Raw genomic sequence first — 24,640 nt, 5'->3', positions numbered from 1 at the left:
CAGCCCGCAGATCGAGAGATCTGCGGGCTTTTTATTTGCAAGACATAAGAAAGAAATGAGGGGACCGGCTTTAGCCGATCCCCCACACAAATCACTGACCGGTCGCGGGCTTTGCAGCCGCCCATTCGCGTAGCGCCGTATCGAAGGCGGCGATGCCGTCATTGCCCTTTTGCAAGGTCAGAAGCGCACGGCGGCCGTTGCGGTAGGAAACCGGGATGTCGATCCAGTTGCGGCTCTTCAACAGCTCCAGATTGGTCTTCATCGCATCCGGGAAGTCGTTAAGCGCGATCATGTGGAAATCGTCGGTGATTTTGGCCGGAACCGCGATCAGGGCGTTACCACGATCCTGCTCCGTGCTCTTCATCGCGATACGCTGGACGCTGTCGATCGCGCCGCCTTCGAAACCGGGCGAAACCGAGAAGACGATCTCGATCAGATGGCTTGCCGGAAGCGAAGGATCGGTGTTGCGCTTGAAGGTAATGAGCGCGCTGAGGCCACGGCCGGGAACCGTGATCTGGCCCTGCACCGTTGCGGACGGACGACCCTCATTGTCGTTCTCCTGCTGCAAGGACCAGGAAACGCTGCCCTGAATGGCGGTCGGAACCGTCTGGCCCAGCACTTCCTCGTAGAGGAACATGCGGTCGCCCGTGGCGGCAGCGGCCGCAGCAGGCGGCTGTGCCGGCGGCGTACCAGCCGGAGTACCCGCAGCCGTATTGGCCGGAGCCTCGCCCGCAGGCGGCGGCGCGACATTCTGCTCATAGACCGACTGGCCTTCCGCCGTGACGGGCTGGCCATTGGCGCCCGGCGCCGGCCCCTCGTCGCGCTCGGTCCCGTCGGCCAGAAGCCGCTGGGTGAACTTCGTGCCGGTGACGGACCCGTCATCGGCATGCGGCTGCGCCTGATGGTTGGTGGGGCTTGTCGTCGGCTGCTGCCCGCTGGCGGGCGGCTGCTGGGCAGCTGGCGGTGTGGATGTCGGCGTTTGCGCCGTATTGGCTGGAGGCGTCTGGGTGCCGCCATCCTTCTGTGCCGATTGCACCAGGCCGCCGACCATGTCGTTCAGCGCATCACGGTTCAACCAGAGCGCATAACCACCACCGGCAAGAAGCCCGGCGCCCACAAGCGCAAGTACCAGCGAGGCATAATTCCGGCGCGGCTTCTTCTTGACCATGTAAGCGGGCGTCGCGGCACCAGCACCGAGAGCGGGCATTTCGTTCGTCGTTGCCCGGCTGGAAGACGATGCGCCGTCATAACCGATCAGCTCGTCCAGATCGTCCCAGGGCGTGCGCTCCTTGTTGTCCTTGGAGGCACGGTCATCGAAGGGATCGTTATCGGCGCGCGGCAACGCAGGCGTGGCCTTCGGCGGCATCGCGAGATCCGTGTCCTCGAAATAGGACGAGAAGTCCTCGACGACAGCAGCCTTTTTCGGGGCCGTGTCTTCGGTCTGCCGGGGTTCGGAAAAATCGTCGTGCCCGCCAAAAATCGGATCGTGATCGGCAGCAGCGCGGTAACCGGCATGCTCGTTCCCGTCGCGCCGCTCAGGCTCGAAGCTGACATCCGGGGCCTGATAGTGCTGCGCGGAATAACCGGCGACGACGGAATGGTCGTCCCTCTCGTGGCGCACTTCGGCCTCGGCAGCCGGGCGAACATCCTCGTCCTGCGCTTCTTCGAGCTTGCGCCAGTCATCCTCGTCAACCGGCTGCGCCCAATGGGGCGGCACGGAATCATCGGCATGGGGGGCCGCCGCTTCAGGCGCGACATCATCAACGCGCTCGTCCTCCGGCTGATAGACCGGCTCTTCATGCGCGCGGGTGAAATAGGTACCGGCTTCCTCGTGAGGACCGGCTTCATGAACCGGCGCGACACGGGCCGGTTCGGGTGCGTCGTAAAGCTCCTCCGGCTCACGCGCGCCGTAATGCTGCTCCTCATGCGGGATTAAAGCGGCGACGGGTTCCTCGGGGAGAGGCTCCTCTTCGCGGGCCGGTTCTTCATAAACCGGCTCTGGCTGGACAGGATAAACCGGCTCCGAATGTGCGGGCACAAGCGGAGCAGGCTCTTCCTCCACCGGCTCGTACCGCTCGGCGGCATGAACGGCAGGCTCTTCGGCAACGTCCTGCGGATGATAGACAGCATCCGCCTCTTCCGCCACGGGGGAGAAAGCATCATCCTCCTCCAGTGCCGGCAAGGCCTCGGCATATTCACTGTCCACCTCGGCTATGGCGGCGTCCAGCTTGGCGATCTGCCGGCGCAACAATTCTTCCGGCGGACGTGGCTTCATATTCTCGAGCTGGCGCACAACCGCACTGCGCGCCTTGTCGTAAACCTTCGCCCGGTTTTCGGGAGTATTGTTCGCCAAGCCATCCACGGCCTTGCGAATGACTGCTACAAAATCCGCCATAAGCACTTTCTCGTCGTGACCGGCGACGTACCGGCCCGATATGGTTTATGAATCTAGATCGCCGAGGACATTAGTCCTCAAACGGATCAGTCACAAGTATGGTGTCGTCACGCTCCGGACTTGTCGACAGAAGCGCGACAGGCGCCCCGATCAGTTCTTCCACCTGACGGACATATTTAATTGCCTGAGCAGGCAAATCCGCCCATTTTCGGGCGCCGACGGTAGATTCTTTCCAGCCTTCCAGCGTGACATAGATCGGCTCGACACGAGCCTGCGCACCCTGGCTTGCGGGAAGATGATCGATTTCCTGCCCGTCGAGCTTGTAGCCGACGCAGATTTTCAGCTCGTCCAGACCGTCGAGAACGTCAAGCTTGGTGAGCGCGATGCCGGTGATGCCGTTGGTGGCGACTGACTGGCGCACCAGCGCTGCGTCAAACCAGCCACAACGACGCTTGCGGCCGGTGACAGTGCCGAACTCATGGCCCTTTTCGCCCAGGAACTGGCCGATTTCGTCATGCAGCTCGGTCGGGAAAGGACCTTCGCCAACGCGGGTCGTATAGGCCTTGGTGATGCCGAGAATATAACCCAGCGAACCCGGACCCATGCCCGAACCGGCAGCGGCCTGACCGGCAACCGTGTTGGAAGAGGTGACATAAGGGTATGTGCCGTGGTCGATATCGAGCAGCGAGCCCTGCGCGCCTTCGAACAGGATGCGCGCACCGGCGCGGCGCTTCTTGTCGAGCAGCAGCCATACGGTTTCGCTGAACGGCAGGATGCGTTCTGCAACCGAGCTCAACTCTTCCATGATGGTTTCATGCGAAACTTCAGCAGCGCCGAAGCCGCGACGCAGCGCATTGTGATGCGTCAGGATGCGATCGACCTTGGCGGACAGCGCCTCCATGTCGGCCAGATCCATTACGCGGATGGCGCGGCGGCCGACCTTGTCTTCGTAGGCCGGGCCGATGCCGCGGCGCGTGGTGCCGATCTTGGTGCCGCTGTTGGAGGCAGCGTCTTCGCGCATGCCATCAAGTTCGCGGTGCAGGGAAAGAATGAGCGTGGCATTGTCTGCAATGCGCAGGTTTTCCGGCGTGACCTTTACGCCCTGCACTTCCAGACGGCCGATTTCAGCGATCAGCGCATGCGGATCGACCACGACGCCGTTGCCGATGACGGCGAGCTTGCCCGGACGCACGACGCCGGAAGGAAGAAGCGAAAGCTTGTAGCTGATGCCATCGATGACAAGAGTATGGCCGGCATTGTGGCCGCCCTGATACCGCACGACGACATCTGCCCGCTCGGACAGCCAGTCGACAATCTTGCCTTTGCCTTCGTCGCCCCACTGCGAGCCGACCACCACAACATTCGTCATTTCTTGCTTTCCTGCTCATGGCGCTTGCGCGCCCGATAACCCGATGGGAAACCCAAACCCGCGAATGTATACTGCGTTGTTTTACGGAAAGCGACCCTGTTTCTTATGGTGAATTTTGCTTTTTCCGTGACAAAACGTCGAATTCCGCATTATCTCGCCCCGTGGGGGGACAAGCGCGGACACAAGGCCGCTATTCACCCCTTAGCCTTTTTCCCGCCCCTTGAAGAAGCGAAACATCAGCGTGCCTTCGAAAGCCTATCTCGCCCTCATCATCGCCACGCTCTGCTGGGGTGGCAATACCGTTGCCGGAAAGCTCGCCGTCGGCCACATCAGCCCCATGGCGTTTACCTTCCTGCGCTGGGTTTTGGCCGTCGCCATCATCTTCGCCATTTCCGTGCCGCAGCTCATCAAGGACTGGCCGGTGGTGAAAAAACGCCTGCCTTACTTCTTCGTGCTCGGCAGTATCGGTTACACCGCCTTCAACGTCTTTCTTTATACCGCGCTTCAGCACACCTCCGCCATCAATGCCGCCGTCATCCAGGCGGGCATTCCCATGGTAATATTCGTGCTGAACTTCATCCTGTTCCGCACTCGCGTGCTGTTCGGCCAGATCGCCGGTTTCTGTCTTACCATTGCCGGCGTGGCGCTTCTCGCCTCGCATGGCGATCCGGTCTCGCTGCTGCAACTGGAGATGAATGCCGGCGACGCCATCATGCTGCTGGCGGTGTTGGTCTATGCCATCTACACCGTCATCCTGCGCTGGAAACCAATCGTGGACTGGCGCACGCTGATGGCGATCCCAGCCTTTTTCGCCCTCCTAACCTCAGTCCCGCTGGTCTTTTGGGAAATCTCACGCGACAACGTCGTCTGGCCCGATCAGAAGGGTTGGGTGCTGGTGGTCTATGCCGCCATCTTCGCGTCGCTCATCGCCCAGATCCTGTACATCAAGGGCGTGGAGCAGATCGGCGCCAACCGCGCCGGTCTTTTCATCAACCTCGTCCCCGTCTTCGGCACGCTTCTCTCCGTCATCGTCCTCAGCGAAACCCTGCATCCCTACCAGATCGCGGCGCTGGTGATGGCACTGGCCGGCATTGCCGTGGCGGAACGAAAAAAATCGCCGGCTTCCTGATCCCCTAAGGGTCTGGAAACCGGCGCAGTCTGGCAGGCATGAAAAGTTCGGGTTAGAGCGCGGTTTCGCGCTCAACCGGAGAGAAAGCGGCGTTGCCGAGCACGATATCGCCCTTGTCTGTGGTGACAACAAGCACCTTTTCGAGCGATCCGTCATCATCAAGCAAAAAGGCAAGGCGCAGTGCTGCGGAAGACCAGCCGGCACCGGCCAGTGCCGTGCGCTTGATCGCGGCACAATCGCCACAATCGTTGGCGCTTACCGAAGGCGTTGCCGGAACATCGGCTGAAAAGCCGGAGAAATAATCATCGAGTGCGCCCATGGTGGCGTTCACATCGCGGTTGACGCGCAGCAGTTCATCGCGGCGTTCGCCAGTCAGCGGCGCGGCAATCGTCGAAACGCATTGGCCGGCGGACAGAACGCAGCCATCAAAACCGCCGGGCGCCGAAATACCGATCTGTGTTACGGCGCTCTTTTCGGCTGCGGCAAAGCTGCGGGCAAAACCCGCGGCACCAGCCGCATCGGCATGAGTGGACATGGAAGCAATGGCAATTCCGCAGATGGCGGCAGCAATAATCTTCTTCAGCATTTTCATACCCCGTTTGACGATCCGCCGGCTTGTGCCGGTCTCGATTTCTGTTTTCCGCAGCGGCCCCGTCCTTGCAGGTTGTCCGCTCCTTGTCTGTGATCCCACAATGGCACAGCACTGTTTTCAGCCGCTTTAAGCCGATTGCTACAATTTTATCGGTTTTCATTTTTGTACAGCGGGCAGGCTCTCCGGAAACATAGCCCGCGCCCGTCGCCCCGAAACCGAGGCAACGCTTAGAAGCGATAAAGGGGCCGCATCGCTGCGGGAGTATCAAATGGTGTAGTAGGGTTTTGCAGACGATGCGGCCCCGGCTTCAACATGTGACCCGCCCGCCAAACCGGTTCCTGTTTGGAGGATGAGCACATGCCGGCCGCCTCAACCGTGACATCGGGAAACTCCCCGGTTTTGGCCGCCTGCCCCGCCCACCTTGCGCCGCGCGCACGCTGGATGACCGGGATGGGATAAGCATAAGCGGCTTTGTGAGACCGGGGATGTGCGGGGATGCCGGCAATGCCATGCCCGGAAAAAAACGCCACTCACCCCATGGTTTTGCCGCATCCCGGACACAGGAATTTTCAGCGGGTTAACAAGCGCTTGATCGGCGGCATTTGAATTAACCTTGTCTTAAAACCCGACGTTAATGGTTAGCAATTTAAGAATAGCGGAACGAAAGGGTTCCGCGATGCGTGGCGTATTTGCCGTTGTTTTACTGATGACTGTTCTGGCCGGTTGCGCAACCGCACCGTCGCAGGTCACCAATGCCTGTGCGATTTTCGAGCAGCGGAACGGCCTCTTCAACAATTGGCGACGTGACGCAAGGGCAGCCGAACGGGAGTTCGGCGTGCCGGTGCCGGTGATGATGGCAACGATCTACACCGAATCTGCCTTCCGCCCCTATGCCCGCCCGCCGCGCACCAAACTCTTCGGCTTCATTCCCTGGACGCGCCAGTCCACCGCTTACGGTTATGCCCAGGCGCTGGACGGTACATGGGAAGTCTACAAGCGCGAAACCGGCCGCTGGTCGGCAAGCCGCACGGATTTCACCGACGCGATCCATTTCGTCGGCTGGTATCACGCCAAGAGCCGCCGCGAAAACGGCATTGCGCTGAACGATCCCTATAACCTCTACCTCGCTTATTATTCCGGCCATGCCGGTTACGCCAAGGGAAGCTGGCGCAACAATTCCGCCGTCCAGAAAGCCGCCCGCCGCTCCGCCAACATGGCGCTGCGTTACGAGGCGCAGTTGCAGCAATGCGGATATCGCTAAGGCGGGGGTAGCAGGATCGTTCTGCCTGGCTGCGATGCGGAAAGGCGGATCACCTACCCTCACCGTCACCCCGGACTAGATCCGGCATGCCGGTGAGGAAGGAGGCCGGGCAGAAAGCTACCCTCCATAAGGCGCTAGAAACTCCCGCACCGCCTCGATCTCGTTCGAACGGATTTCATGCCCGCCCGGATGCCAAACCGTTTCCACCGTGCCGCCCTGCGCTTCAAGGCTCTTTTCCAGCGCCTTCGTCAGCGGCACCGGGCAGATGGGATCGCGTTCTCCGGCCGTGATCAGCACCCGGCGCGAGGATTTGGCCGCAGCCGCCTGCGGCTCGAACGGGATGAGCGGATGCATCAGCACGGCGGCATCAAAAAGCTCCGGCTGTTCGATCAGCACATTTGCGAGGATATTCGCGCCGTTGGAGAAACCGAGACCGATTACCGGACCAGCCTGATAGTGCTCCCGGTTGGCTTTGACGAAATCCGCCAGCTTGGCTGTTGCCCGCTCTAGATCGGCCATGTCGTAAACGCCCTCACCCGTGCGCCGGAAAAACCGCGCAGCGCCATGTTCGGCGACATCGCCGAGCGGCGAGACAATCGTGGCATTCGGCAACAGGCCCGAGCCGAAGTCGAAGAACTGATTTTCATCACCGCCGGTGCCGTGCAGCACGACGAAAAGCGGTGCACCCGCAACGCCGGCACGGGATTTGTGGAAATATGTGTCTTTGGTCATTGGATAATCCTTTCTGAAAGGAGAAATGCAGCGATACCGAACTCACTCTGCCGCAAGGCATTAGGCATCACATGTCGAGCGAGAGGTTTCAGCGTGTCGTCTTCTCCCCGGACGGGGAGAAGAAAAGAGTGGCTAACGTTTCGCCAAAGGATGGCCAGGTCCGATAGGGTTAAACCGCCTTCTCGTCACCCAGCGGCTCCAGCTGCTTTTCCAGCTGGGCGCGCAGATGCGCGTGCTGGGTCGGCAGCTTCAGCGCCTCGCCGAGATGCGCCGTATCCTCGTCGCGGTCGAAACCTGGCTCGTTTGTGGCCACTTCGAACAACACGCCGCCGGGCGTGCGGAAATAGATCGCCCAGAAATAATCGCGGTCGATCACCGGGGTCACCTGATAGCCCGTATCCATCAGCGCCTTGCGGACTTCGAGCTGCTTTTCGCGGTTTTCGACCGCAAAGGCGATGTGGTGCACCGAACCCGCGCCAAGGCGCGCGCCGGAGATGTTCGGCATGGTTTCGATGTCGATGACATCAGCACCGTTGCCGCCGGGCATGCCGAGACGCAGCACGCCATCCTGGCGGTCCACTTCCTCATACCCCATGAACTTCAAAAGCTCGGCGGTTGCCCCTTCGTCATGAAGGCGCAAGGACGCGCCCTGAAAACCGTGGATCGCCTGATCCGCACTGACCCCATTGCCGGTCCACTGCGCACGGGCATCATCCTTGACCTCGACCAGCGCAAAACCATCACCATCGGGACCTGCAAAATGCAGGCGCTTATTGCCGAATGCCTCGTCAGCCTTCAGACCGTCCACGCCCGCCTTGGAAAGACGATCCTGCCAGTAGCCGAGCGAGCCTTCCGGGACGGAAAACAGCGTTGTGCCCACTTCGCCGGTGCCGGGACGACCACGGGCAATATGCGGGAACGGGAAGTAAGTCATGACGGAGCCGGGCGTGCCGAGCTCATCGCCATAATAGAGATGGTAGACATCCGGCGCATCGAAATTGACCGTCTTCTTCACCCGGCGCAGGCCGAGCGTATCGGTGAAAAAGCCGTTGTTCTGGCGCGCACTACCGGCCATGGAGGTGACGTGGTGCAGGCCCTTGATCTGGTTCAACATGAAAAACCCCTTTTCGCCCTGGCGGCCCGTCAATCGGGCCAGCCGTGTTCATGGCGTGAAGATGGGGTAAGAAGTGCTGCGGGCATAGACCGGCAACAGGAACGGATTGTTCCCGATTGGTGAACGATAAAACCGACTGTTCAACCCAGTCGATAGAGGCATGCCTCAATGATCGTCGGCGAGGCCCATGCTCCAGTAACCGACGGCGCGCAGCGATGCCTTGGGGAAGGCGATCTCATCAGTGAGGAAGGATTTCGCCGCCCTCGCCTCGGACTTCTCGCAGGCGACGAAAACATGCAGGCCGTCATGCTCGCCCGTCCAGGCATGGCCGCGCAACGCCTGTTCGATAAGGCCCGATGTGCCGGCGGGCTTGCCGCGCCGATAAAGCCATGTCCATTCGACATTGGCTGCGCAGACGATCTCCTGCCGTTCCGCCTCGTTGTCGATCTCGGCATAGACGCTGAGCGTCTTGCCAACAGGCATTTCCGCCGCCATGCGCAGCATCACCGGCAGCGCGGTCTCGTCGCCGGCAAAGACGTAACGCTCCGCTTCCGGGCAAGTGCCGCTCGGACCGATGATGCCGAGAACGTCGCCCGGCTTTGCCGTCGCACCGAAATTTGCGCCCGGCATGTCATCGCCCTCATGCATGACGAAATCGATATCCACCTCACCGCGGCCGACATCGCCGGAGCGGATGGTATAGACGCGCCGCGTCAGAAGATCGTCGCCCGCCGGCCAGACGATCGCGCCGGTGGGCGCGAGGTAAGGCCAGACCGCAGCGCGCGCCTGATCGGGAACGAGCAGCAGGCGAACATGCATGCCGCCGGTGACAAGCCTTTCAATACCGCTTTCGACGGACACCACGAGACGGCGCATATGCGGCGTCAGATTATAGGCGCGGGCAACCTTGCCGACGAAGAGATTGGATAGCTCGCGCTGATAGGCGCCGTGTCCGCTCCAACGGAAATCGAGTCCCGTCTTGCCGGAAAACTCAACGATATGCTCAGCCACCATGGCCTTGACCGACGTCAATATATGTTCCGAAACGCAGCTTACCCGGGCGGCGAACCGGCCACCTTCGGCGCTGAAGCTGCCATGGCCATATTCCGCCTTGAAACGCACCGTCGTCCCTTCCCGCTCCATCTCCATATGCTCCGAAAAATGATCCTCGAAAGCATCGACGATCGATGCGGGATCGGGCAGCGAGACAGAGGTTTCTGCAGACAGGAGAGACACGGGCACAAATCCTTCACTTTGTAGTCGAGTATTCTTAAACCGGACCCGACTGCGCTGTAAAGATGTTTGCTGCACTCCCCATCAAGCCCGTCTTGAGCCGGCATGACGGGGAGGCTGGAAGGTTGCTTAAGCAGTTTCCGGCAATTGCCAGTCGATAGGCTCACGGCCATGGGATACCAGGAAGGCGTTTGCCTTGGAAAAATGGCCATTGCCGAAAAAGCCGTTATGGGCCGAAAGCGGCGAAGGGTGCGGCGAGCGCAGCACGAGATGTTTTTTCTGGTCCACGAAAGCCGCCTTCTTCTGGGCATAGGAACCCCAGAGCAGGAACACCACATGCTCGCATTCGTCATTGACGGCGCGGATGACGGCATCGGTGAACTTTTCCCAGCCCTGCCCCTGATGCGAGGCAGCGCGCGATTCTTCCACCGTCAGCACGCTGTTGAGCAAAAGCACGCCCTGTTTCGCCCAGCTTTCCAGAAAACCGTGACTGACGGGGCGGATGCCCAGATCGCTCTGCAATTCCTTGTAGATATTGACGAGCGAGGGCGGAATGCGCACGCCGGGCTGCACCGAAAAGCAAAGCCCATGTGCCTGGCCAACCCCATGATAGGGGTCCTGCCCCAGAATGACGACCTTGACCCTGTCGAGCGGGGTCAGATCCAGCGCTCGGAAATATTCGGCACCCTTGGGAAAGATGTGCTTGCCAGCAGTTTTTTCGGCAAGCAGGAAATCTTTGAGCTTCTGCATGTAGGGGCTGGCGAATTCGGTGGAAAGAACACGTTTCCAGCTGTCTTCGAGTTTGACGCCTGCCTCTGCCATGATGTGCCTCTTTGTTACTTGAACCGGTTGCCGCGCTGCAGCACTTCGATCTTGTAGCCATCCGGATCGCAAATGAAGAAATATTTCGCGAAAGGCTGACCTTTATGGTCGGCTTCGATGATCTTGCCCGGAGACAGGCCAAGCTCGATGAAACGCTGATGTTCGGCATCCACATCGGCAACGCTGACCGCGAGATGGCCGTAGCCGTCACCCAGCGCATAGGGCACTTCGCGACCCCGGTTGACAGTCAGCTCCAGCTCGAAATCGCCTTCGGCATTGCTGAGATAGATCAGCGTGAAATTTTCGAACTCGGCACGTTCCGCAATCTCAAGCCCGAAAGCCTGCTTGTAAAACTCCACCGAACGCTTTTCTTCCAGCACCCGGACCATCGAGTGGATCAGCTTGGCCATGGTGTTTTCCTTCTGCTTCTTATCTCGTCGTCGTCCGGTTGTGCTCCGGACATTGCGGACCAAGGGGATAAAGACAGAGTGCCGTGCTTTCAACCCTAAAGACGGATTAAGGAGCAGGGGAAACCGCCCGATCACGGCAAATGTGATGGCGAAACAGTTGGCGCATGACCTGGACACGCGGGCTTTCCGGTCAAAATGGCCCTCACATTTCGCCCCGCCGCTCTATCCTGAGTAGAGAACTCATGATACCGGCATATCCATGCGCCTTCTGTACCTCTGTCTTGGCTGGCTTATGGTCGCGACCGGCATCGTCGGCGCGTTTCTTCCCGTTTTGCCCACCACGCCATTTCTGCTGCTGGCGCTCTGGTGCTTTTCCCGCTCATCACCGAAACTCGAGGCGTGGCTTCTGACCCACCCCCGATTCGGCCCGTCGCTTCGGCAATGGCGCGAACGCGGCGCAATTGCCCGCAAGGCGAAGATTGCGGCCCTGTCGGCCATGTGTGCGAGTTATGCCGCCTTCTGGTTCCTGAGCGACCCGCCGGCTCTGCGCGCGGCAATCGTTGCCGCCGTCATGCTCGGCTCTGCACTCTTCATCGTCACCCGGCCGGAAAGCTGAGGCGACATCACCTTTAGAGCCTTGTCGCATTTCCTGACGGAAAACCGGGCTCCACTTTTCCTGGAAATGCTCTAGCGATGCCTCGACTGCGGCAGCACATAAGGAATATGCCGCGCCGGCAGACGTCCGACGACGCCGCCAATGCCATAGACCCTTGCAATCGTCTCGTCGCTGATCGTGTCCAGCGATGGACCGCTCGCCGTTACCCGGCCGCCATGCATGACGATAAGTTGATCGGCAAATTCTGCCGCAAGGTTGAGATCGTGCAGGATGGCAAGCACGAGACCGCCGCCAATAGCGAAATCCCGCGCCGTTTCCAGCACCGCGATCTGGTGGCCGATATCGAGACTGGCCGTCGGCTCGTCGAGAAAGAGAGCCCGCACCTCGCCGTTTTCCACGGGATGCGGCACCTGGGCGAGAGCGCGGGCAAATTGCACGCGCTGCTGCTCGCCGCCAGACAGCATGTTGTAGGAGCGCTGCTCGAACCCGCGAAGCCCGGCCCTGGCGAGCGCCCGGCGGGCCTGCTCTTCCGGCGCGCGCGACCCTTGCGCGACAGCGCCCATTCGCACGATTTCGAGCGCGGTGAAAGGAAAGGCAAGCTGGGTATTCTGCGGCAGCACGGCGCGGATGCGCGCAAGCTGAACCGGCGTAAACAACGGCAGGGCAACATCATTATAGGTCACTGAACCGGCCTCGGCACGCATCTCGCCGGACAGAACCTTCATCAGCGTCGATTTTCCGGCACCGTTCGGACCGATAATGACATTGACCTTGCCGGGCTTCAGATCGACGCAGACCTCGTCGAGCAGACGGCGGCCGGAGCGGATGAGGGTGAGGTTTTCGGCCTGGATCATGACATGTTCCGCATGGAAAATCCGCCGCGGCCAAGCAGCAGGAACAGGAAGACCGGCGCGCCGATCAGCGCGGTGACCACACCGATGGGCAATTCCGCCGGTGCCGCAACCGTGCGGGCAAAACTGTCGGCGAGAAGCAGAAGTGCGGCCCCGCCAAGTGCAGAGGCCGGCAGCAGGAAGCGGTGCGATGGGCCAATGGCAAGCCGCAGCAGATGCGGCACGACGATACCGACAAAACCGATGGAGCCGGCAGCCGCCACGCTCGCCCCGCAGGCAGCGGCAACGGCCAGAATGATGACTCGCTTCAGCCGCTGCACGGGAATGCCCATGTGAAAGGCCGCCGCATCGCCAAGGATCAGCGCATCCAGCCCCCTTGCGACAAAGGGAATGATGGCGAGCACGACGATGATGAAGGGCAAGGTGGCGAGAACCTTGGCAGGGGTGGCCCCACCAAGCGAACCGAGAGACCAGAAGGTGATGTCGCGGAGCGCACGGTCATCGGCCACAAAAATCATCAGGCCGGTCAGCGCACCGCTAATCGCCGCAACCGCAATGCCGGCCAGAATAAGCGTCGTCGTGGAGGTGGCGCCATCCCTTGTGGCAATGACGTAAAGCAGCCAGGTGTTCAAAAGCCCGCCGAAAAACGCCATCAGCGGCAGAAAATGCGGGCCGAAAAATACGGCGACCGTTGCGAGCGCACCTTCCCCAAGAGAGATTGCCGCAACCGCAAAAAGTGCTGCACCCGAGGTGACACCGACAATGCCGGGATCGGCCAGCGGATTGCGGAAAAGACCCTGCATCATGGCGCCCGAGACGCCAAGCCCAGCACCGATCAACATGCCGAGCGCCGTGCGCGGCAGTCGCACCGCCTCGAGAATGACTTTATCACGCGCATCGAGTTGATCCGCGCTGCCAGTCAGATAGGCCCAGAGTTCGGAAATGCCCACACCCGTGGGCCCGCTGACGAGCGACACGCCGCAGGCAAACAGCAGGATGCCAACGAGCACGGCAAGGGTAACGACCCCCTGACGGGATCTGTCACCGGCAACCCTGCCCTCCGTGGAACTCAAGGCAGCAAGGCTCACGGCTTCACCACATCAGGGTAGAGCTTGTGCGCCAGTTCACGACCGGCGGCGGGCGTGCGCGGGCCAAAACCGATGAGGTAAAGCCCGTCCATGCTGATCAGCGCCTTCTCCGCAGCAGCCGGCGTGGACTGGAACGCGGGCAGCGCGAAAATCTCATCCGCCTTGCCGGCATGGTCGCCGCGCGCCATGGTCAGCACCACATCGGGCGCGGAGGCGATGACCGCCTCATCCGTCAACGGCTTGTACCCGCTGATTTCCTGCGCGGCATTGATGCCGCCGGCCATTTCGATGATCGCCGCCGCTTCGGTGCCCTTGCCCGCCGCCATGATGCGACCGCCGGCGCTGGAGAGCACGAAGAGCACACGCTTCCTGTTCTTTTCCGGCACGGCTGAGACGTCCTTGGCGAGCACATCAAGCCCGGCTTTGGTTTCCGCGGCCAATGCCTTTGCCTTGTCGGCAAGACCAACTGCCGCACCGACATCTTCGATCTTCCTGGGGATGGCGTCGCCGCTCGGCGGGGTATCGACGGTGACGAAAGGCACCGCACTGGCCTTGAGGATGGCAACGACATCCGCCGGGCCGGACCCGTCTTCAGACAGGATGAGATCGGGCTTCTGCGACAGAATGCCCTCAGACGAGAGCGCCCGCATATAGCCGATATCGGGCTTGGACAGCACGTCCGCCGGATAGCTGCTGGTGCTGTCACGCGCAACGATGCGGTCGCTCGCGCCAAGCGCATAAAGGATTTCCGTTACCGTACCGCCGACTGCAACGATGCGTTTCGCCTCCGGATTGCCCTTGTCCGAAGCTCTAGCTCCGGGCGCGGCAACGGCGATGACGGCGGGCACGAGGGCGGCGAAAACGAACGAGCGAAGGCTTAAATTCAACATGACGCTATCCTGAAACACAAGCTGGCACGGGCGGATACGGGATTGCCCATCTTATTTAACTTGAGTTATTTGCACATGTTTATAGAAGGCGCAATCGATAAGTGGAGTAAAATTGTTCGCTTTATCGTCAGCCTCTTTCCATCCACGCTTCGGCTGGATATCCTGACTGCAACTGTAAACTTAAAGGGAGACTTCCATGTTTATCGCAATGAACCGTTTTCGCGTCGTACCGGGCTATGAGGATACCTTTGAATCCATCTGGCGCGAGCGTAAATCGCACCTGAGCGAGCTGCCGGGCTATATCGAATTTCACATGCTGAAAGGCCCGAAGGCGGATGACCACACGCTCTATGCCTCGCACACCGTCTGGGCCACCAAGGACGATTTCCTGAGCTGGACCAAATCCGAACAGTTCCGCGCCGCCCATGCCAAGGCCGGTGAGAACCGTGGCAAGGTCGAATATCTTTCCGGCCCGCATTTCGAAGGTTTTGACGTCATCATCCACGAAGACAAGAATGGCGAACGCCGTTCGATTGCCGCCTGAGGCTCGCCTATGAGCATTGCAGCACAAAAGACCGATGGTCGGCAGGCCCGCGCTGCCGCAGCACTTGCCGAAAAGCCCGACGGCATCGTGGAAGCCATTGCCGCCAAGGCAGAGGTGACATCAGCCGAAGTTCTGGCGATCCTGCCGCAAGGTGCGGCCGTTTCGGCTGGTTCCGATCAGTTCGACGCGATCTGGAACGATATGCGCGGCTGGGGCGAAGTCCTGATGATCGTCCAGACCGGCGATATCGTGCTGGAAGTGCCGGGCGACCTGCCAGAGGGCAGCGAAAGCCACGGCTGGTTCAACATCCACGGTGACAGCCCCATCGGCGGCCACATCAAGAAGGACAATTGCACTGGCATCACCTTCGTCGATCGCGGCTTTCATGGCCGACGCTCCTGTTCCGTCTGGTTCATGAATGCCGCCGGCGGCGCCATGTTCAAGATTTTCGTCCGTCGCGACGAAAACAAGGAACTGCGTGGCGATCAGCTGGCGAAGTTCGAAGCGCTGCGGGACAGTTTCCGTGGCTAAGTGAATGGGAGGCTGCTGGTGGTGGCCTCCCTCCTTCCTCATCAATCCACGATGGCTCAGCCCCACTCGTGAGGAAACATTCACCGGTTCATCGCCCGTTCAGTGCCGTTTTTTATCATCCGCTGAAATTCGATCAGCAGCACGGAGCAAGCACCATATGAACGACCGCCAGCCACTTCTTTCGCGCCGGAATTTCGCAGGGCTCCTCGCGCTTGCACCGCTTTTTGCAGCGGGCGGTGCGGCTGCCGCACCCGCAAGCCTGCGCGGCAGCGTTTCCTATCGCGAGCGGATCGCCCTGCCGCCGGGCGCGACTGTTACGGTGCGCCTCATCGATGTCTCGCTGGCGGACGCGCCTTCGCAGACGATCGCCGAAACAACCATACGCCCGCGTGGGCAGGTGCCGGTACCCTTCGTTTTGCGTTATGACGACCGCGACATCCGTGGCCGCCGCTCCTATGCGCTCAGCGCCGAAATCCGCGAGGGCGACCGGCTGCTCTTCGCCACCACGCGCCGTTACTCGGTTCTGGCCGGTGGGCGTGACGACACCGATCTCGTTCTGGAACGGGTGGCGGCGGCTCCAGGCAGGCCGGAGCCGCAGGCTGGCATTGAGGGGCGCTGGCTGGTGCAGGAAATCCGTGGCGAAAGGGTTCGCGGCCGCCGCGAGGCAACGCTGGAAATTTCCCGCGAGGGCCGCGTTTCCGGCAATGCCGGCTGCAACGGCATCGGCGGCGAGGTGAAGATAAGCCGCAACCGCGTCGATTTCGGCCGGATGATTTCCACCCAGATGGCCTGCGCTCCTGACATCATGCGCCAGGAACGGCAGTTCATCGAAGCGCTTGAAGGCGCCCGCTCCTTCCGGCTCGAGCCGCGCCGCGGCACGCTGGAGTTGATCGACGGCCGCGGCCGCCCGGCCATGCGCCTGCGCCGCGCCTGAGAGTGGTAACGGCAGGCGGCAACGCCTGCCGCCGCCGTGCTGGCCGTGGAACATTCCATGTCGCTTCCGGCACGGCGCGGCCCCTTTTCCCGTCTTATGACTTTGCTGCACTCGTCTTGGCGCTTTGCTCCGCCACAGAGCTGCGCTATGGAACGCGCCAACTGCGCCGGTTCTCGCCGGTGCAAAGTCTTTGAGGGAAAACGAATGACAACCTATGTTCTGACAGTAGCCTGCAAATCGACCCGCGGCATCGTCGCCGCGATTTCCGGTTATCTGGCGGAAAAGGGCTGCAACATCGTCGACAGTTCGCAGTTTGACGACCTCGAGACCGGCAAGTTCTTCATGCGCGTTTCCTTCATTTCCGAAGAGGGCGCGACGATGCAGGCCATCACCGAGGGCTTTCAGCCGGTGGCGGAAAAATTCGGCATGGAAGCCCGCATCTATAGCGACGGCCAGCGCATGAAAACACTTCTGATGGTGTCCCGCTTCGGCCATTGCCTCAACGATCTGCTCTACCGCTGGAAGATCGGCGCGCTGCCGATCGATATCGTCGGCGTCGTCTCCAACCATTTCGAATATCAGAAAGTGGTGGTCAACCACGATATTCCCTTCCACCACATCAAGGTAACGAAGGAAAACAAGCCGCAGGCCGAAGCGCAGCTGATGGACCTGATCGAGACCAGCGGCACCGAACTGGTGGTGCTGGCGCGTTACATGCAGGTGCTGTCCGATAACATGTGCCGCAAGATGTCGGGCCGGATCATCAACATCCACCACTCCTTCCTGCCATCCTTCAAGGGCGCCAACCCCTACAAGCAGGCCTATGACCGCGGCGTAAAGCTGATCGGCGCGACAGCCCATTACGTCACCGCCGATCTGGACGAAGGCCCGATCATCGAGCAGGACACGGTGCGCGTCACCCATGCCCAATCTGCCGAAGACTACGTCTCTCTTGGCCGTGATGTGGAAAGCCAGGTACTGGCACGCGCCATCCATGCCCACATCCACCACCGCACTTTCATCAACGGCAACCGCACCGTAGTCTTCCCGCCAAGCCCGGGCAGCTACGCTTCGGAACGGATGGGCTAATACGCCACGAAAACAACGCGGAATTATTTTTACCGACCGGCAACCGAGCATCCCATGTGACCGTTTCTTCACTGTAGCCCAACAGCGAGGTCTCTCACATGAAAAAACTCGTCATTGCCGGCGCCGCGTTTCTCATCGCGGCGGGGTCCAGCTTCGCCCAGCAGCCGCCACCACCGCCAGGACCAGCGGACGCTGGTTCAAGGGCGGATGCGCCGCCGCCACCTCCTCCGCCCGGCCGTGGTGGTCCGAGGGAAGCAGGCTGGCGGGACGGCCCGCATGGCAGGAGAATGCCACCCCCGCCCTCCAAAGCAGCGCATTTCAGGATTGAAGACGGCGAGCGCAAAATCGACGTCAAATGTGCCGATGACGAGCCGATGAAGGCCTGCGCTGACATCATGATGCAGATTATCGACAAGATGAACGAATAGGACCGCGAGTCTCATCCAAGGGGACGGCGCGGCAGTGCCGCCTCAGGAAAACTCCACCCGGGCCCTTAAACCCCGCCCGCCCGCGCCGTCCTCCAGCGTCAGTCGCCCGCCGAACAGCCCGGCGATCTCCTCGATGATCGCAAGGCCGAGGCCGGCGCCGGGGGCGGCGTTGGCTTCGCCGCGGGCGAAGCGCTGGCGCACCATGGCGCGTTTTTCCGTGGGTATGCCGGGGCCGCTATCTTCCACTTCCAGCCAGACGGCGCCCGCTTGCCTGCCGACGCGCACGGTGACTTCCGCACCACGCCCCGCGTAGTTGATGGCGTTGGAAACGAGATTGCCGATCAGTTCACCGATAAGGAGCGGCTCGGCGAGAATTGTCGCTTCGCCCTCGCCTTCGAAACCGAGATCGATGCCGGCGTCGGCCGCGCGTGGCACGAAATCTGCCGTCACGTTTTGCGCCACCGCCACGAGGTCGATCTCGGAAAAATCATGTTTTTCGCTCGAACCGGCAGCATCGATATTGGCCATGCGCAGCAACTGGGCGAGGATGTGTTCGGCATGGGCCACCGAAGCGCCGCCCTTGCGCGCCGCCGCCTGCGCGTCTTCGAGACTTGCGGCGCGGGCGGAAAGCGCAAGCTGGGTGCTGATGATGGCAAGCGGCGTGCGCAATTGATGGCTGGCATTGCCGGTGAAATGCCTGAGCGCATCGAGCGCCGATTGCAGCCGCACCATGAAGGAATTGACCGTTTCCACCAGATTTTCCACCTCCACCGGCACGGATTGCCGGATTGGATGCAGGTCGTTGGGGCTGCGCTCGGCAATCGCTTCGCTGAGCCGGTAAAGCGGCCGGAGCGAAATCGTCACCGCGATCCAGACAATGATCGCCGCGCCCACGATCATGAACAGCAGGCGCAAGGCCGAGCGCAGGATGATGGCCTGCGCTAGCTGGCTGCGGGCGATCGTCGTTTCAGCCACCGTCACGGAAAAGGGCACGGAATTGATGCCGGTGGAAGCAAAACGGCGGATCGCGGCGATGCGGATCGGCTCGTCACGAAACACTGCATCGCGATAGGCAGGCGTTTCTCCGGCCGGATTCTCCACCGTCGGCAGGTTCTGGTAACCGGTGAGAAATTGCCCGTTTGGCCCGTCAACACGATAAAACACCCGGTCCTGCGCCGCCGATGTCAGCATTTCCAGCGCGACATAGGGAATATCGACCTCCAGCGAGCCGTCTTCGGCCACCACCACCCGCTCGGCAATCGCAAGCGCGGAACCTGACAGCACCCGGTCGGAGACGACATTGGCCGTATTAACCGCCTCGCGCCAGGTATCAGTGAGCGCAACGCAGCCGATGATGGCGGTGGAGATGAGAAGCCAGCCTAAAAGACGCCGCCTGAGCGAATAGGCGGCCTGTCTCATTCAGCCATCTCCGGCAGCTTTTCCAGATAATAGCCGATGCCACGCGCCGTCTTCACCGTCAGCCCGTGGGGGGCAAGCCGCTTGCGCAGCCGGCTGACATATTGCTCGATGGCGTTGCCTGATATCTCGTCGTCGAAACCGGTCAGCGATTGCACGATCGCCTCCTTGGCAACCACCTTGCCCGCCCGCATGAACAGCACCTCGAGCAGCGCCACTTCACGCGCCGGAATATCGAGCGGGCGCCCATCGGCTGAAAAGGTGCGAGATGTGAGGTCGAACAGGACTTTGCCGAAGCTGAGCGTAGACGAGCGCAGTCCGGCATTGCGGCGCAGCAGCACCCGCACCCTCGCCTCAAATTCGGTGATGTCGAAGGGCTTGATCATGTAGTCGTCGGCCCCGAGATCGAGCCCCTTGACCTTCTCCTCCGGCGTGCCACGCGCCGTCAGGATCAGCACCGCCGCCTTGTCCTGGCGCGAGCGCATGGAGCGCAGCACCTCGATGCCGTCCATTTCCGGCAGGTTGAGATCGAGAATGACGAGATCGAAATTTTCCGCCGCAATCGCCGCGTCGGCGGAAGCGCCGTCTGAAACGACATCCACCGCATAACCGCTGCCGCGCAGAAGCGCACACAGCCCTTCCGACAGCACCTGATTGTCCTCGACTAGCAAAATACGCAATTCTTCCTCCCGCAACATTGCCGAGCTTATCCAAGCCCTTGGCGCTTGTGAATGGCAAGCGCGTGCGGCATGATCTTTTCCATGCGTATCGCCGTTTTTCTCTGTCTCTGTCTTTGCATGGCCTCACCGGCGCTTGCACAAGTCGCCGTTTTCCCTGCACCATCAGGCAAGGCGGATGCGGAAACGCTGGTGGTTTATTCCTCGCTGGACGAACCGCTGGCCACGCCGATGATCGAGGGTTTCCAGAAGGCCAACCCCCATATCGCCGTCCATTACGAGGACATGCTGACCGGCGAAATCTATGATCGCATCGTGAAAGAAACCGATGCGGGCAAAAAGACCGCCGATTTCGCCTTTTCATCCGCCATGGATTTGCAGGTGAAGTTGAGCAATGACGGTTACGCCCAGCGCTCCGACCTTGCCATGAGCGCGCGCTGGCCCATCTGGGCCAACTGGCGCAACACCGCGTATGCGCTGACCTTCGAGCCGGCGGTGTTCGTGTATCACAAGCCGAGCTTCACCACCGAAAAGCCGCCCGCCACCCGTGCCGAATTCGTCGATTATCTTGAGCGCCACGCCAAGGAAGTGCATGGCCGCATCGCTACCTACGACATTGAGCGCTCCGGCGTCGGCTTCCTGTTCATGTCGCGCGATCAGGAGCAGTTCGGCGATATATGGAGCGTCATCAAGGCCATGGGCGCGGCCGGCGTGAAGGTCTATTCCACGTCATCCGCCATTCTGGAGCGTGTCTCCGACGGGCGCTTCGTGCTGGGCTACAATATTCTCGGTTCCTACGCGGCCGACTGGGCCTCGCGCCATCCCGATGTCGGCATCGTGCTGCCCAAGGACTATACCGTGGTCATGTCGCGCATCGGGCTGGTGCCGGAAGCCGCCGCCAACCCGGCGCTCGGCCGCCGCTATCTCGAATTCTTCATGTCCAAGGAGGGCCAGACGATCATGGCCCGGCAATTGCAGATCCCCGCCGTCAGCCCTGACGTGGCGGGCGAAAACACCGCCAACACCATGCAGGCGATCCACGGCGCACAATTGCGCCCCGTGCCCGTCAGCCCGGGCCTGATGGTCTATCTGGATCAGGTCAAGCGCAGCCGCCTGATCGAGCGTTGGAACGAGGCGCTACGCTCGCAATAGTAGACGGCGAGCACAAATTAATAGAGAGTAAATGCGCAAGGACTTGCGGTGCGTCAGTTAGATGACAGCTTTTTATGATGCTCTGCAATCCTTCTTCATTCCGTGGAGGCGGAAGAAGATGCGGGAGGAAATCTTGAGGACCGTAGAGTTCCGCGCTGCCCTGGCAGCGTCAGGATAAGCACGGCCTGAAACTCCCTTCCGCATAAACGAAAAACGACGCCCAAAAAGGGCATCCTGAGGAGGGTTTTCTAAGTGAAACATTTTCTTATCGGCACATTTCTGGCAGGCGTGATCGCGCTTCCGGCGGTCGCAGCGGACTACACCATCATCGCGCCGGCCAATCCCGGCGGCGGCTGGGACCAGACCGCGCGTTCCCTGCAGACCGTGCTGCAGGAAGAAGGCATTTCCAAGAGCGTTCAGGTGCAGAACGTGCCAGGTGCCGGCGGCACCATCGGTCTTGCACAGTTCGCCAGCCAGCAGAAGGGCAACCCGAACGCCCTCATCGTCGGCGGTTACGTGATGGTCGGCGCGATCCTCACCAACAAGGCGCCCGTCACCCTCAAGGAAGTGACGCCAATCGCCCGCCTGACCGGTGAATATGAAGCAATCGTCGTTCCGGCATCTTCGCCGCTGAAAACCATCGGCGACCTCGTCGACCAGCTCAAAAAAGATCCGGGCAGCGTGTCCTGGGGCGGCGGCTCGGCCGGCGGCACCGATCATATCGCTGTTGGCCTGATCGCCAAGGCGGCCGGCGTCGATCCGACCAAGATCAACTACATCGCCTATTCCGGCGGCGGCGAAGCGCTTGCCTCGATCCTCGGCTCGCAGGTAACAGCCGGCATTTCGAGCTACGGCGAATTCGAAAGCCAGGTCAAGGCGGGCACGCTGCGCCTGCTGGCCGTTTCCAGCGAAGAGAAGCTGGAAGGCGTTGACGCACCGACGCTCAAGGAAAGCGGCCTCGACGTCGTCGTGCAGAACTGGCGCATGGTCGCTGCTCCTCCCGGCCTGACACCGGAACAGGAAAAGGCAGTCAGCGCCGATATCGAGAAGCTGGCGAAATCCGCAAAGTGGCAGGAAACGCTGAAGACCAAGAGCTGGATGGATACCTATCTTTCCGGTGACGAGTTCAAGGCGCAGCTTGCCAAGGACACCGACGCCACCGCCGCCATCCTCAAAGAAATCGGACTGGTAAAATGAGCCAGGGTTCCAACCCTTCACAACATCAAGAGCGCCGCCCTGACTGGGCGGCGCTGGCGATCGCCGTAGCCCTCGTCCTTATCGCCTGCGTGATCTTCTGGGACAGTGCGCGTCTCGCCAGCGTCACCGGCTACTCGCCGGTCGGTCCGGCAACGGTCCCCTACGCCATCGCCTTCTGTCTTGTCGGCCTTGCGCTCTGGACGGCCATCGAAGCCTGGCGCGGTGATTTTCCTGAACGGGACAAACAGGAAGTCGCCCCGGTCATATGGGTCGTCGCCGGCCTTGCCGCGCAGATGCTGTTGCTGAACGTCGCCGGTTTCTCCATCGCTACCGGTCTCCTGTTTGCGTTTACGGCGCGCGCCTTCGGCAAACGCAAGCTCTGGTATTCGATCCCCATCGGCATCGCTCTGAGCTTCGTCATCTGGATCATCTTTGCGCGGCTGCTGCAACTTTCTCTGCCTGCCGGGCCTCTGGAACGGCTGTTGTTCTAACAGCCATTCCGGCCAAAATTCGAGATCACAGGAAACCGCCGGCGCGCGATGACGCAAACGCCAGCCGTTCCGCCCGCCCATCTGCTCGACTTGGGGGACATCTGTCCATGAGTACGTTTGAATTCCTGCTGCACGGTCTTGAGGTTGCTGCCCAACCCATGAACCTGCTCTATGCGCTGATCGGCGTGACACTCGGCACTGCCGTCGGCGTTCTGCCCGGCATCGGGCCGGCGCTGACGGTCGCTCTGCTTCTGCCCGTTACATACCGGCTTGATCCCGCCGGTTCGCTCATCATGTTCGCCGGCATCTATTATGGCGGCATGTATGGCGGATCGACCACCTCGATCCTGCTCAACACGCCGGGCGAAAGCGCATCGATCGTGACTGCGCTCGAAGGCAACAAGATGGCCCGTGCGGGCCGCGGCGGCCCGGCACTTGCCACCGCCGCCATCGGCTCCTTCGTCGCTGGTCTCATCGCCACCGTCGCTCTCGCCTTTGTTGCACCCTATATCGTCAAGCTGGCGCTGGTTTTCGGCCCGCGCGAGTATTTCGCGCTGATGGTGCTCGCTTTTGTCACCGTCTCCTCGGCTTTCGGAGACTCGGCACTGCGCGGCCTTACCTCGCTGTTCATCGGCTTCGCGCTCGCCATCGTCGGTATCGACCAGTTGACCGGCCAGACCCGCATGAGCTTCGGCATTCCCGACCTTCTCGACGGCGTGGAAGTGACGACGCTTGCGGTGGCCATGTTCGCCATCGGCGAGACGCTGTTCATCGTTGCGCAGGGCCAGAGTGGCGACGAGAAGGTCGAAGCCGTCAAGGGTTCGGTCTGGATGAGTGCACAGGACTGGGCGCGTTCCTGGAAACCCTGGTTGCGCGGCACATTGATCGGCTTCCCGATTGGCGCCATGCCTGCCGGTGGTGCTGAAATCGGCACCTTCCTTTCCTATGCCACCGAAAAGCGGCTCAGCAAACATCCGGAAGAATTCGGCCATGGCGCCATCGAAGGGGTTGCCGGTCCGGAAGCCGCCAACAATGCCTCCGCTGCCGGTACGCTCGTGCCCCTCCTGACGCTCGGCCTGCCGACGACGGCAACCGCTGCCATCATGCTTGCCGGTTTCCAGCAGTTCGGTCTTCAGCCCGGCCCGCTGCTGTTTGCCACCAATCCGCAGCTGGTCTGGGGTCTTATCGCCAGCCTGTTCATTGCCAACCTGATGCTGCTGGTGCTCAATCTGCCGCTCATCGGCCTGTGGGTGAAGCTGCTGACCATCCCGAAACCCTGGCTCTATGCCGGCATCCTGCTGTTTGCGACGCTCGGTACCATCGGCGCCAACCCGTCCGTGTTCGAACTCGGCATGCTGCTCGCCTTCGGTATCCTTGGTTACATCATGCGCATCTTCGGTTATCCGATCGCGCCTGCCGTGGTCGGCCTCATCCTCGGGCCGCTTGCCGAACAGCAGCTTCGCCGTGCACTCGCCATCGGCCAGGGCGACCCGACCGTGCTGCTCACCTCACCGATTGCCGTCGGCCTGTTCCTTGTCGCAGCCGCCGCCTTCATCGTCCCGCTCATCATGCGCATCCGCGGCCGCGGCGAGGTGCTGACGCAGCTTGCCGCCAACGAGGACTGATAACAAACAGCCTCCCAAGGCAACTGGCCCCGTCTCCTTCCGGATGCGGGGCCC

General features: G+C 61.2%; 25 protein-coding genes. 12 read left to right on the top strand and 13 right to left on the bottom strand.

The window, feature by feature from the left end:
- Positions 1–91: 91 nt before the first annotated feature.
- Both AC1DCP_RS21815 and AC1DCP_RS21810 read right to left on the bottom strand, forming a co-directional pair.
- Positions 92–2,395, bottom strand: a complete 2,304-nt coding sequence (locus AC1DCP_RS21815; RefSeq protein WP_065687510.1) for a hypothetical protein — start codon at positions 2,393–2,395, stop codon at positions 92–94.
- 70 nt (positions 2,396–2,465) lie between these two features.
- The gene (locus AC1DCP_RS21810; RefSeq protein WP_003513983.1) at positions 2,466–3,764 is read right to left on the bottom strand and encodes an adenylosuccinate synthase; all 1,299 of its coding nucleotides are present in this window, start codon (positions 3,762–3,764) and stop codon (positions 2,466–2,468) included.
- Positions 3,765–4,005: 241 nt separating this feature from the next.
- Here AC1DCP_RS21810 and AC1DCP_RS21805 point away from each other — a divergent pair, with 241 nt between their 5' ends.
- On the top strand, positions 4,006–4,893 hold the full coding sequence (locus AC1DCP_RS21805; RefSeq protein ID WP_025594357.1) for a DMT family transporter: 888 nt from the start codon (positions 4,006–4,008) through the stop codon (positions 4,891–4,893).
- 52 nt (positions 4,894–4,945) lie between these two features.
- Here the strand turns inward: AC1DCP_RS21805 and AC1DCP_RS21800 are convergent, their stop codons facing one another.
- Positions 4,946–5,479, bottom strand: a complete 534-nt coding sequence (locus AC1DCP_RS21800; protein WP_013636741.1) for a transglutaminase-like cysteine peptidase — start codon at positions 5,477–5,479, stop codon at positions 4,946–4,948.
- Positions 5,480–6,161: 682 nt separating this feature from the next.
- Here AC1DCP_RS21800 and AC1DCP_RS21795 point away from each other — a divergent pair.
- Positions 6,162–6,746, top strand: coding sequence for a transglycosylase SLT domain-containing protein (locus AC1DCP_RS21795; protein WP_013636743.1), 585 nt, complete (start codon positions 6,162–6,164; stop codon positions 6,744–6,746).
- Positions 6,747–6,863: 117 nt separating this feature from the next.
- On the opposite strand, the gene AC1DCP_RS21790 is transcribed toward AC1DCP_RS21795, so the two are convergent.
- The 5 genes from AC1DCP_RS21790 to AC1DCP_RS21770 form a co-directional block, all read right to left on the bottom strand.
- Positions 6,864–7,478 (bottom strand): alpha/beta hydrolase, encoded by a 615-nt coding sequence (locus AC1DCP_RS21790; protein WP_065687509.1) that lies wholly within the window; start codon positions 7,476–7,478, stop codon positions 6,864–6,866.
- A gap of 169 nt (positions 7,479–7,647) precedes the next feature.
- On the bottom strand, positions 7,648–8,592 hold the full coding sequence (locus AC1DCP_RS21785; RefSeq protein ID WP_065687539.1) for a VOC family protein: 945 nt from the start codon (positions 8,590–8,592) through the stop codon (positions 7,648–7,650).
- 165 nt (positions 8,593–8,757) lie between these two features.
- On the bottom strand, positions 8,758–9,834 hold the full coding sequence (locus AC1DCP_RS21780) for a siderophore-interacting protein (protein WP_065687508.1): 1,077 nt from the start codon (positions 9,832–9,834) through the stop codon (positions 8,758–8,760).
- A gap of 120 nt (positions 9,835–9,954) precedes the next feature.
- A complete protein-coding gene (ung, locus tag AC1DCP_RS21775; protein ID WP_025594362.1) occupies positions 9,955–10,647 on the bottom strand; it encodes a uracil-DNA glycosylase in 693 nt (230 codons plus the stop codon).
- A gap of 14 nt (positions 10,648–10,661) precedes the next feature.
- A complete protein-coding gene (locus AC1DCP_RS21770) occupies positions 10,662–11,057 on the bottom strand; it encodes a VOC family protein (protein ID WP_003514001.1) in 396 nt (131 codons plus the stop codon).
- Positions 11,058–11,316: 259 nt separating this feature from the next.
- On the opposite strand from AC1DCP_RS21770, the gene AC1DCP_RS21765 reads away from it, so the two are divergent.
- Positions 11,317–11,673 carry a YbaN family protein gene (locus AC1DCP_RS21765; RefSeq protein ID WP_003514002.1) on the top strand — a complete coding sequence of 119 codons (357 nt, stop codon included), beginning with the start codon at positions 11,317–11,319 and terminating at the stop codon, positions 11,671–11,673.
- A gap of 71 nt (positions 11,674–11,744) precedes the next feature.
- Here the strand turns inward: AC1DCP_RS21765 and AC1DCP_RS21760 are convergent, their stop codons facing one another.
- From AC1DCP_RS21760 to AC1DCP_RS21750, 3 genes are read right to left on the bottom strand one after another with little or no spacing between them, the layout of a single operon-like run.
- A complete protein-coding gene (locus tag AC1DCP_RS21760) occupies positions 11,745–12,527 on the bottom strand; it encodes a heme ABC transporter ATP-binding protein (protein ID WP_019565087.1) in 783 nt (260 codons plus the stop codon).
- A complete protein-coding gene (locus tag AC1DCP_RS21755; RefSeq protein ID WP_003514007.1) occupies positions 12,524–13,612 on the bottom strand; it encodes a FecCD family ABC transporter permease in 1,089 nt (362 codons plus the stop codon). Before AC1DCP_RS21755 ends, AC1DCP_RS21760 begins: the two co-directional genes overlap by 4 nt.
- Positions 13,609–14,502, bottom strand: a complete 894-nt coding sequence (locus AC1DCP_RS21750; protein WP_003514008.1) for a heme/hemin ABC transporter substrate-binding protein — start codon at positions 14,500–14,502, stop codon at positions 13,609–13,611. The genes AC1DCP_RS21755 and AC1DCP_RS21750 overlap by 4 nt, the downstream gene beginning before the upstream one ends.
- A gap of 196 nt (positions 14,503–14,698) precedes the next feature.
- Between AC1DCP_RS21750 and hmuQ the strand changes: the two genes are divergently transcribed.
- From hmuQ to AC1DCP_RS21725, 5 genes are all read left to right on the top strand, one after another.
- On the top strand, positions 14,699–15,046 hold the full coding sequence (gene hmuQ / locus AC1DCP_RS21745; RefSeq protein ID WP_003514016.1) for a heme-degrading protein HmuQ: 348 nt from the start codon (positions 14,699–14,701) through the stop codon (positions 15,044–15,046).
- Between the two features lie 9 nt (positions 15,047–15,055).
- A complete protein-coding gene (gene hutX / locus AC1DCP_RS21740; RefSeq protein WP_476774618.1) occupies positions 15,056–15,577 on the top strand; it encodes a heme utilization cystosolic carrier protein HutX in 522 nt (173 codons plus the stop codon).
- Positions 15,578–15,734: 157 nt separating this feature from the next.
- On the top strand, positions 15,735–16,511 hold the full coding sequence (locus AC1DCP_RS21735; RefSeq protein ID WP_065687506.1) for a YbaY family lipoprotein: 777 nt from the start codon (positions 15,735–15,737) through the stop codon (positions 16,509–16,511).
- Between the two features lie 204 nt (positions 16,512–16,715).
- Positions 16,716–17,600 (top strand): formyltetrahydrofolate deformylase, encoded by an 885-nt coding sequence (purU, locus tag AC1DCP_RS21730; RefSeq protein WP_003514019.1) that lies wholly within the window; start codon positions 16,716–16,718, stop codon positions 17,598–17,600.
- A 98-nt stretch (positions 17,601–17,698) separates the two neighbouring features.
- The gene (locus tag AC1DCP_RS21725; protein ID WP_065687505.1) at positions 17,699–18,028 is read left to right on the top strand and encodes a hypothetical protein; all 330 of its coding nucleotides are present in this window, start codon (positions 17,699–17,701) and stop codon (positions 18,026–18,028) included.
- A 42-nt stretch (positions 18,029–18,070) separates the two neighbouring features.
- Here AC1DCP_RS21725 and AC1DCP_RS21720 read toward each other — a convergent pair whose 3' ends face one another.
- Both AC1DCP_RS21720 and AC1DCP_RS21715 read right to left on the bottom strand, forming a co-directional pair.
- Entirely contained in the window at positions 18,071–19,447 is a 1,377-nt protein-coding gene (locus AC1DCP_RS21720; protein WP_367078086.1) for a sensor histidine kinase, read from the bottom strand.
- Positions 19,444–20,124, bottom strand: coding sequence for a response regulator (locus tag AC1DCP_RS21715; protein ID WP_065658689.1), 681 nt, complete (start codon positions 20,122–20,124; stop codon positions 19,444–19,446). Before AC1DCP_RS21715 ends, AC1DCP_RS21720 begins: the two co-directional genes overlap by 4 nt.
- Before the next feature lie 69 nt (positions 20,125–20,193).
- On the opposite strand from AC1DCP_RS21715, the gene AC1DCP_RS21710 reads away from it, so the two are divergent.
- The 4 genes from AC1DCP_RS21710 to AC1DCP_RS21695 all read left to right on the top strand — a co-directional run bounded on the left by AC1DCP_RS21710 (position 20,194) and on the right by AC1DCP_RS21695 (position 24,586).
- On the top strand, positions 20,194–21,273 hold the full coding sequence (locus tag AC1DCP_RS21710; RefSeq protein WP_112153301.1) for an ABC transporter substrate-binding protein: 1,080 nt from the start codon (positions 20,194–20,196) through the stop codon (positions 21,271–21,273).
- A gap of 252 nt (positions 21,274–21,525) precedes the next feature.
- Positions 21,526–22,470 carry a Bug family tripartite tricarboxylate transporter substrate binding protein gene (locus AC1DCP_RS21705; protein WP_003514032.1) on the top strand — a complete coding sequence of 315 codons (945 nt, stop codon included), beginning with the start codon at positions 21,526–21,528 and terminating at the stop codon, positions 22,468–22,470.
- Positions 22,467–22,961 (top strand): tripartite tricarboxylate transporter TctB family protein, encoded by a 495-nt coding sequence (locus tag AC1DCP_RS21700; protein WP_013636754.1) that lies wholly within the window; start codon positions 22,467–22,469, stop codon positions 22,959–22,961. Before AC1DCP_RS21705 ends, AC1DCP_RS21700 begins: the two co-directional genes overlap by 4 nt.
- Positions 22,962–23,068: 107 nt before the next feature.
- Complete coding sequence (locus AC1DCP_RS21695; RefSeq protein WP_003514036.1) at positions 23,069–24,586, top strand: tripartite tricarboxylate transporter permease; 1,518 nt, start codon at positions 23,069–23,071, stop codon at positions 24,584–24,586.
- Positions 24,587–24,640 lie beyond the last annotated feature (54 nt).

This window comes from Agrobacterium sp. 10T429 (assembly GCF_056393925.1).
The sequence above is the reverse complement of the archived record's forward strand: the minus strand, read 5'-3'. Positions and strand labels throughout refer to the sequence as shown.

Coding starts and splice junctions, on each gene's coding strand:
- AC1DCP_RS21815 (WP_065687510.1), bottom strand. CDS start 2,395: ATGGCGGATTTTGTAGCAGTCATTCGCAAGGCCGTGGATGGCTTGGCG.
- AC1DCP_RS21810 (WP_003513983.1), bottom strand. CDS start 3,764: ATGACGAATGTTGTGGTGGTCGGCTCGCAGTGGGGCGACGAAGGCAAA.
- AC1DCP_RS21800 (WP_013636741.1), bottom strand. CDS start 5,479: ATGCTGAAGAAGATTATTGCTGCCGCCATCTGCGGAATTGCCATTGCT.
- AC1DCP_RS21795 (WP_013636743.1), top strand. CDS start 6,162: ATGCGTGGCGTATTTGCCGTTGTTTTACTGATGACTGTTCTGGCCGGT.
- AC1DCP_RS21790 (WP_065687509.1), bottom strand. CDS start 7,478: ATGACCAAAGACACATATTTCCACAAATCCCGTGCCGGCGTTGCGGGT.
- AC1DCP_RS21785 (WP_065687539.1), bottom strand. CDS start 8,592: ATGTTGAACCAGATCAAGGGCCTGCACCACGTCACCTCCATGGCCGGT.
- ung (WP_025594362.1), bottom strand. CDS start 10,647: ATGGCAGAGGCAGGCGTCAAACTCGAAGACAGCTGGAAACGTGTTCTT.
- AC1DCP_RS21770 (WP_003514001.1), bottom strand. CDS start 11,057: ATGGCCAAGCTGATCCACTCGATGGTCCGGGTGCTGGAAGAAAAGCGT.
- AC1DCP_RS21765 (WP_003514002.1), top strand. CDS start 11,317: ATGCGCCTTCTGTACCTCTGTCTTGGCTGGCTTATGGTCGCGACCGGC.
- AC1DCP_RS21760 (WP_019565087.1), bottom strand. CDS start 12,527: ATGATCCAGGCCGAAAACCTCACCCTCATCCGCTCCGGCCGCCGTCTG.
- AC1DCP_RS21750 (WP_003514008.1), bottom strand. CDS start 14,502: ATGTTGAATTTAAGCCTTCGCTCGTTCGTTTTCGCCGCCCTCGTGCCC.
- hmuQ (WP_003514016.1), top strand. CDS start 14,699: ATGTTTATCGCAATGAACCGTTTTCGCGTCGTACCGGGCTATGAGGAT.
- hutX (WP_476774618.1), top strand. CDS start 15,056: ATGAGCATTGCAGCACAAAAGACCGATGGTCGGCAGGCCCGCGCTGCC.
- AC1DCP_RS21735 (WP_065687506.1), top strand. CDS start 15,735: ATGAACGACCGCCAGCCACTTCTTTCGCGCCGGAATTTCGCAGGGCTC.
- purU (WP_003514019.1), top strand. CDS start 16,716: ATGACAACCTATGTTCTGACAGTAGCCTGCAAATCGACCCGCGGCATC.
- AC1DCP_RS21725 (WP_065687505.1), top strand. CDS start 17,699: ATGAAAAAACTCGTCATTGCCGGCGCCGCGTTTCTCATCGCGGCGGGG.
- AC1DCP_RS21720 (WP_367078086.1), bottom strand. CDS start 19,447: ATGAGACAGGCCGCCTATTCGCTCAGGCGGCGTCTTTTAGGCTGGCTT.
- AC1DCP_RS21710 (WP_112153301.1), top strand. CDS start 20,194: ATGATCTTTTCCATGCGTATCGCCGTTTTTCTCTGTCTCTGTCTTTGC.
- AC1DCP_RS21700 (WP_013636754.1), top strand. CDS start 22,467: ATGAGCCAGGGTTCCAACCCTTCACAACATCAAGAGCGCCGCCCTGAC.
- AC1DCP_RS21695 (WP_003514036.1), top strand. CDS start 23,069: ATGAGTACGTTTGAATTCCTGCTGCACGGTCTTGAGGTTGCTGCCCAA.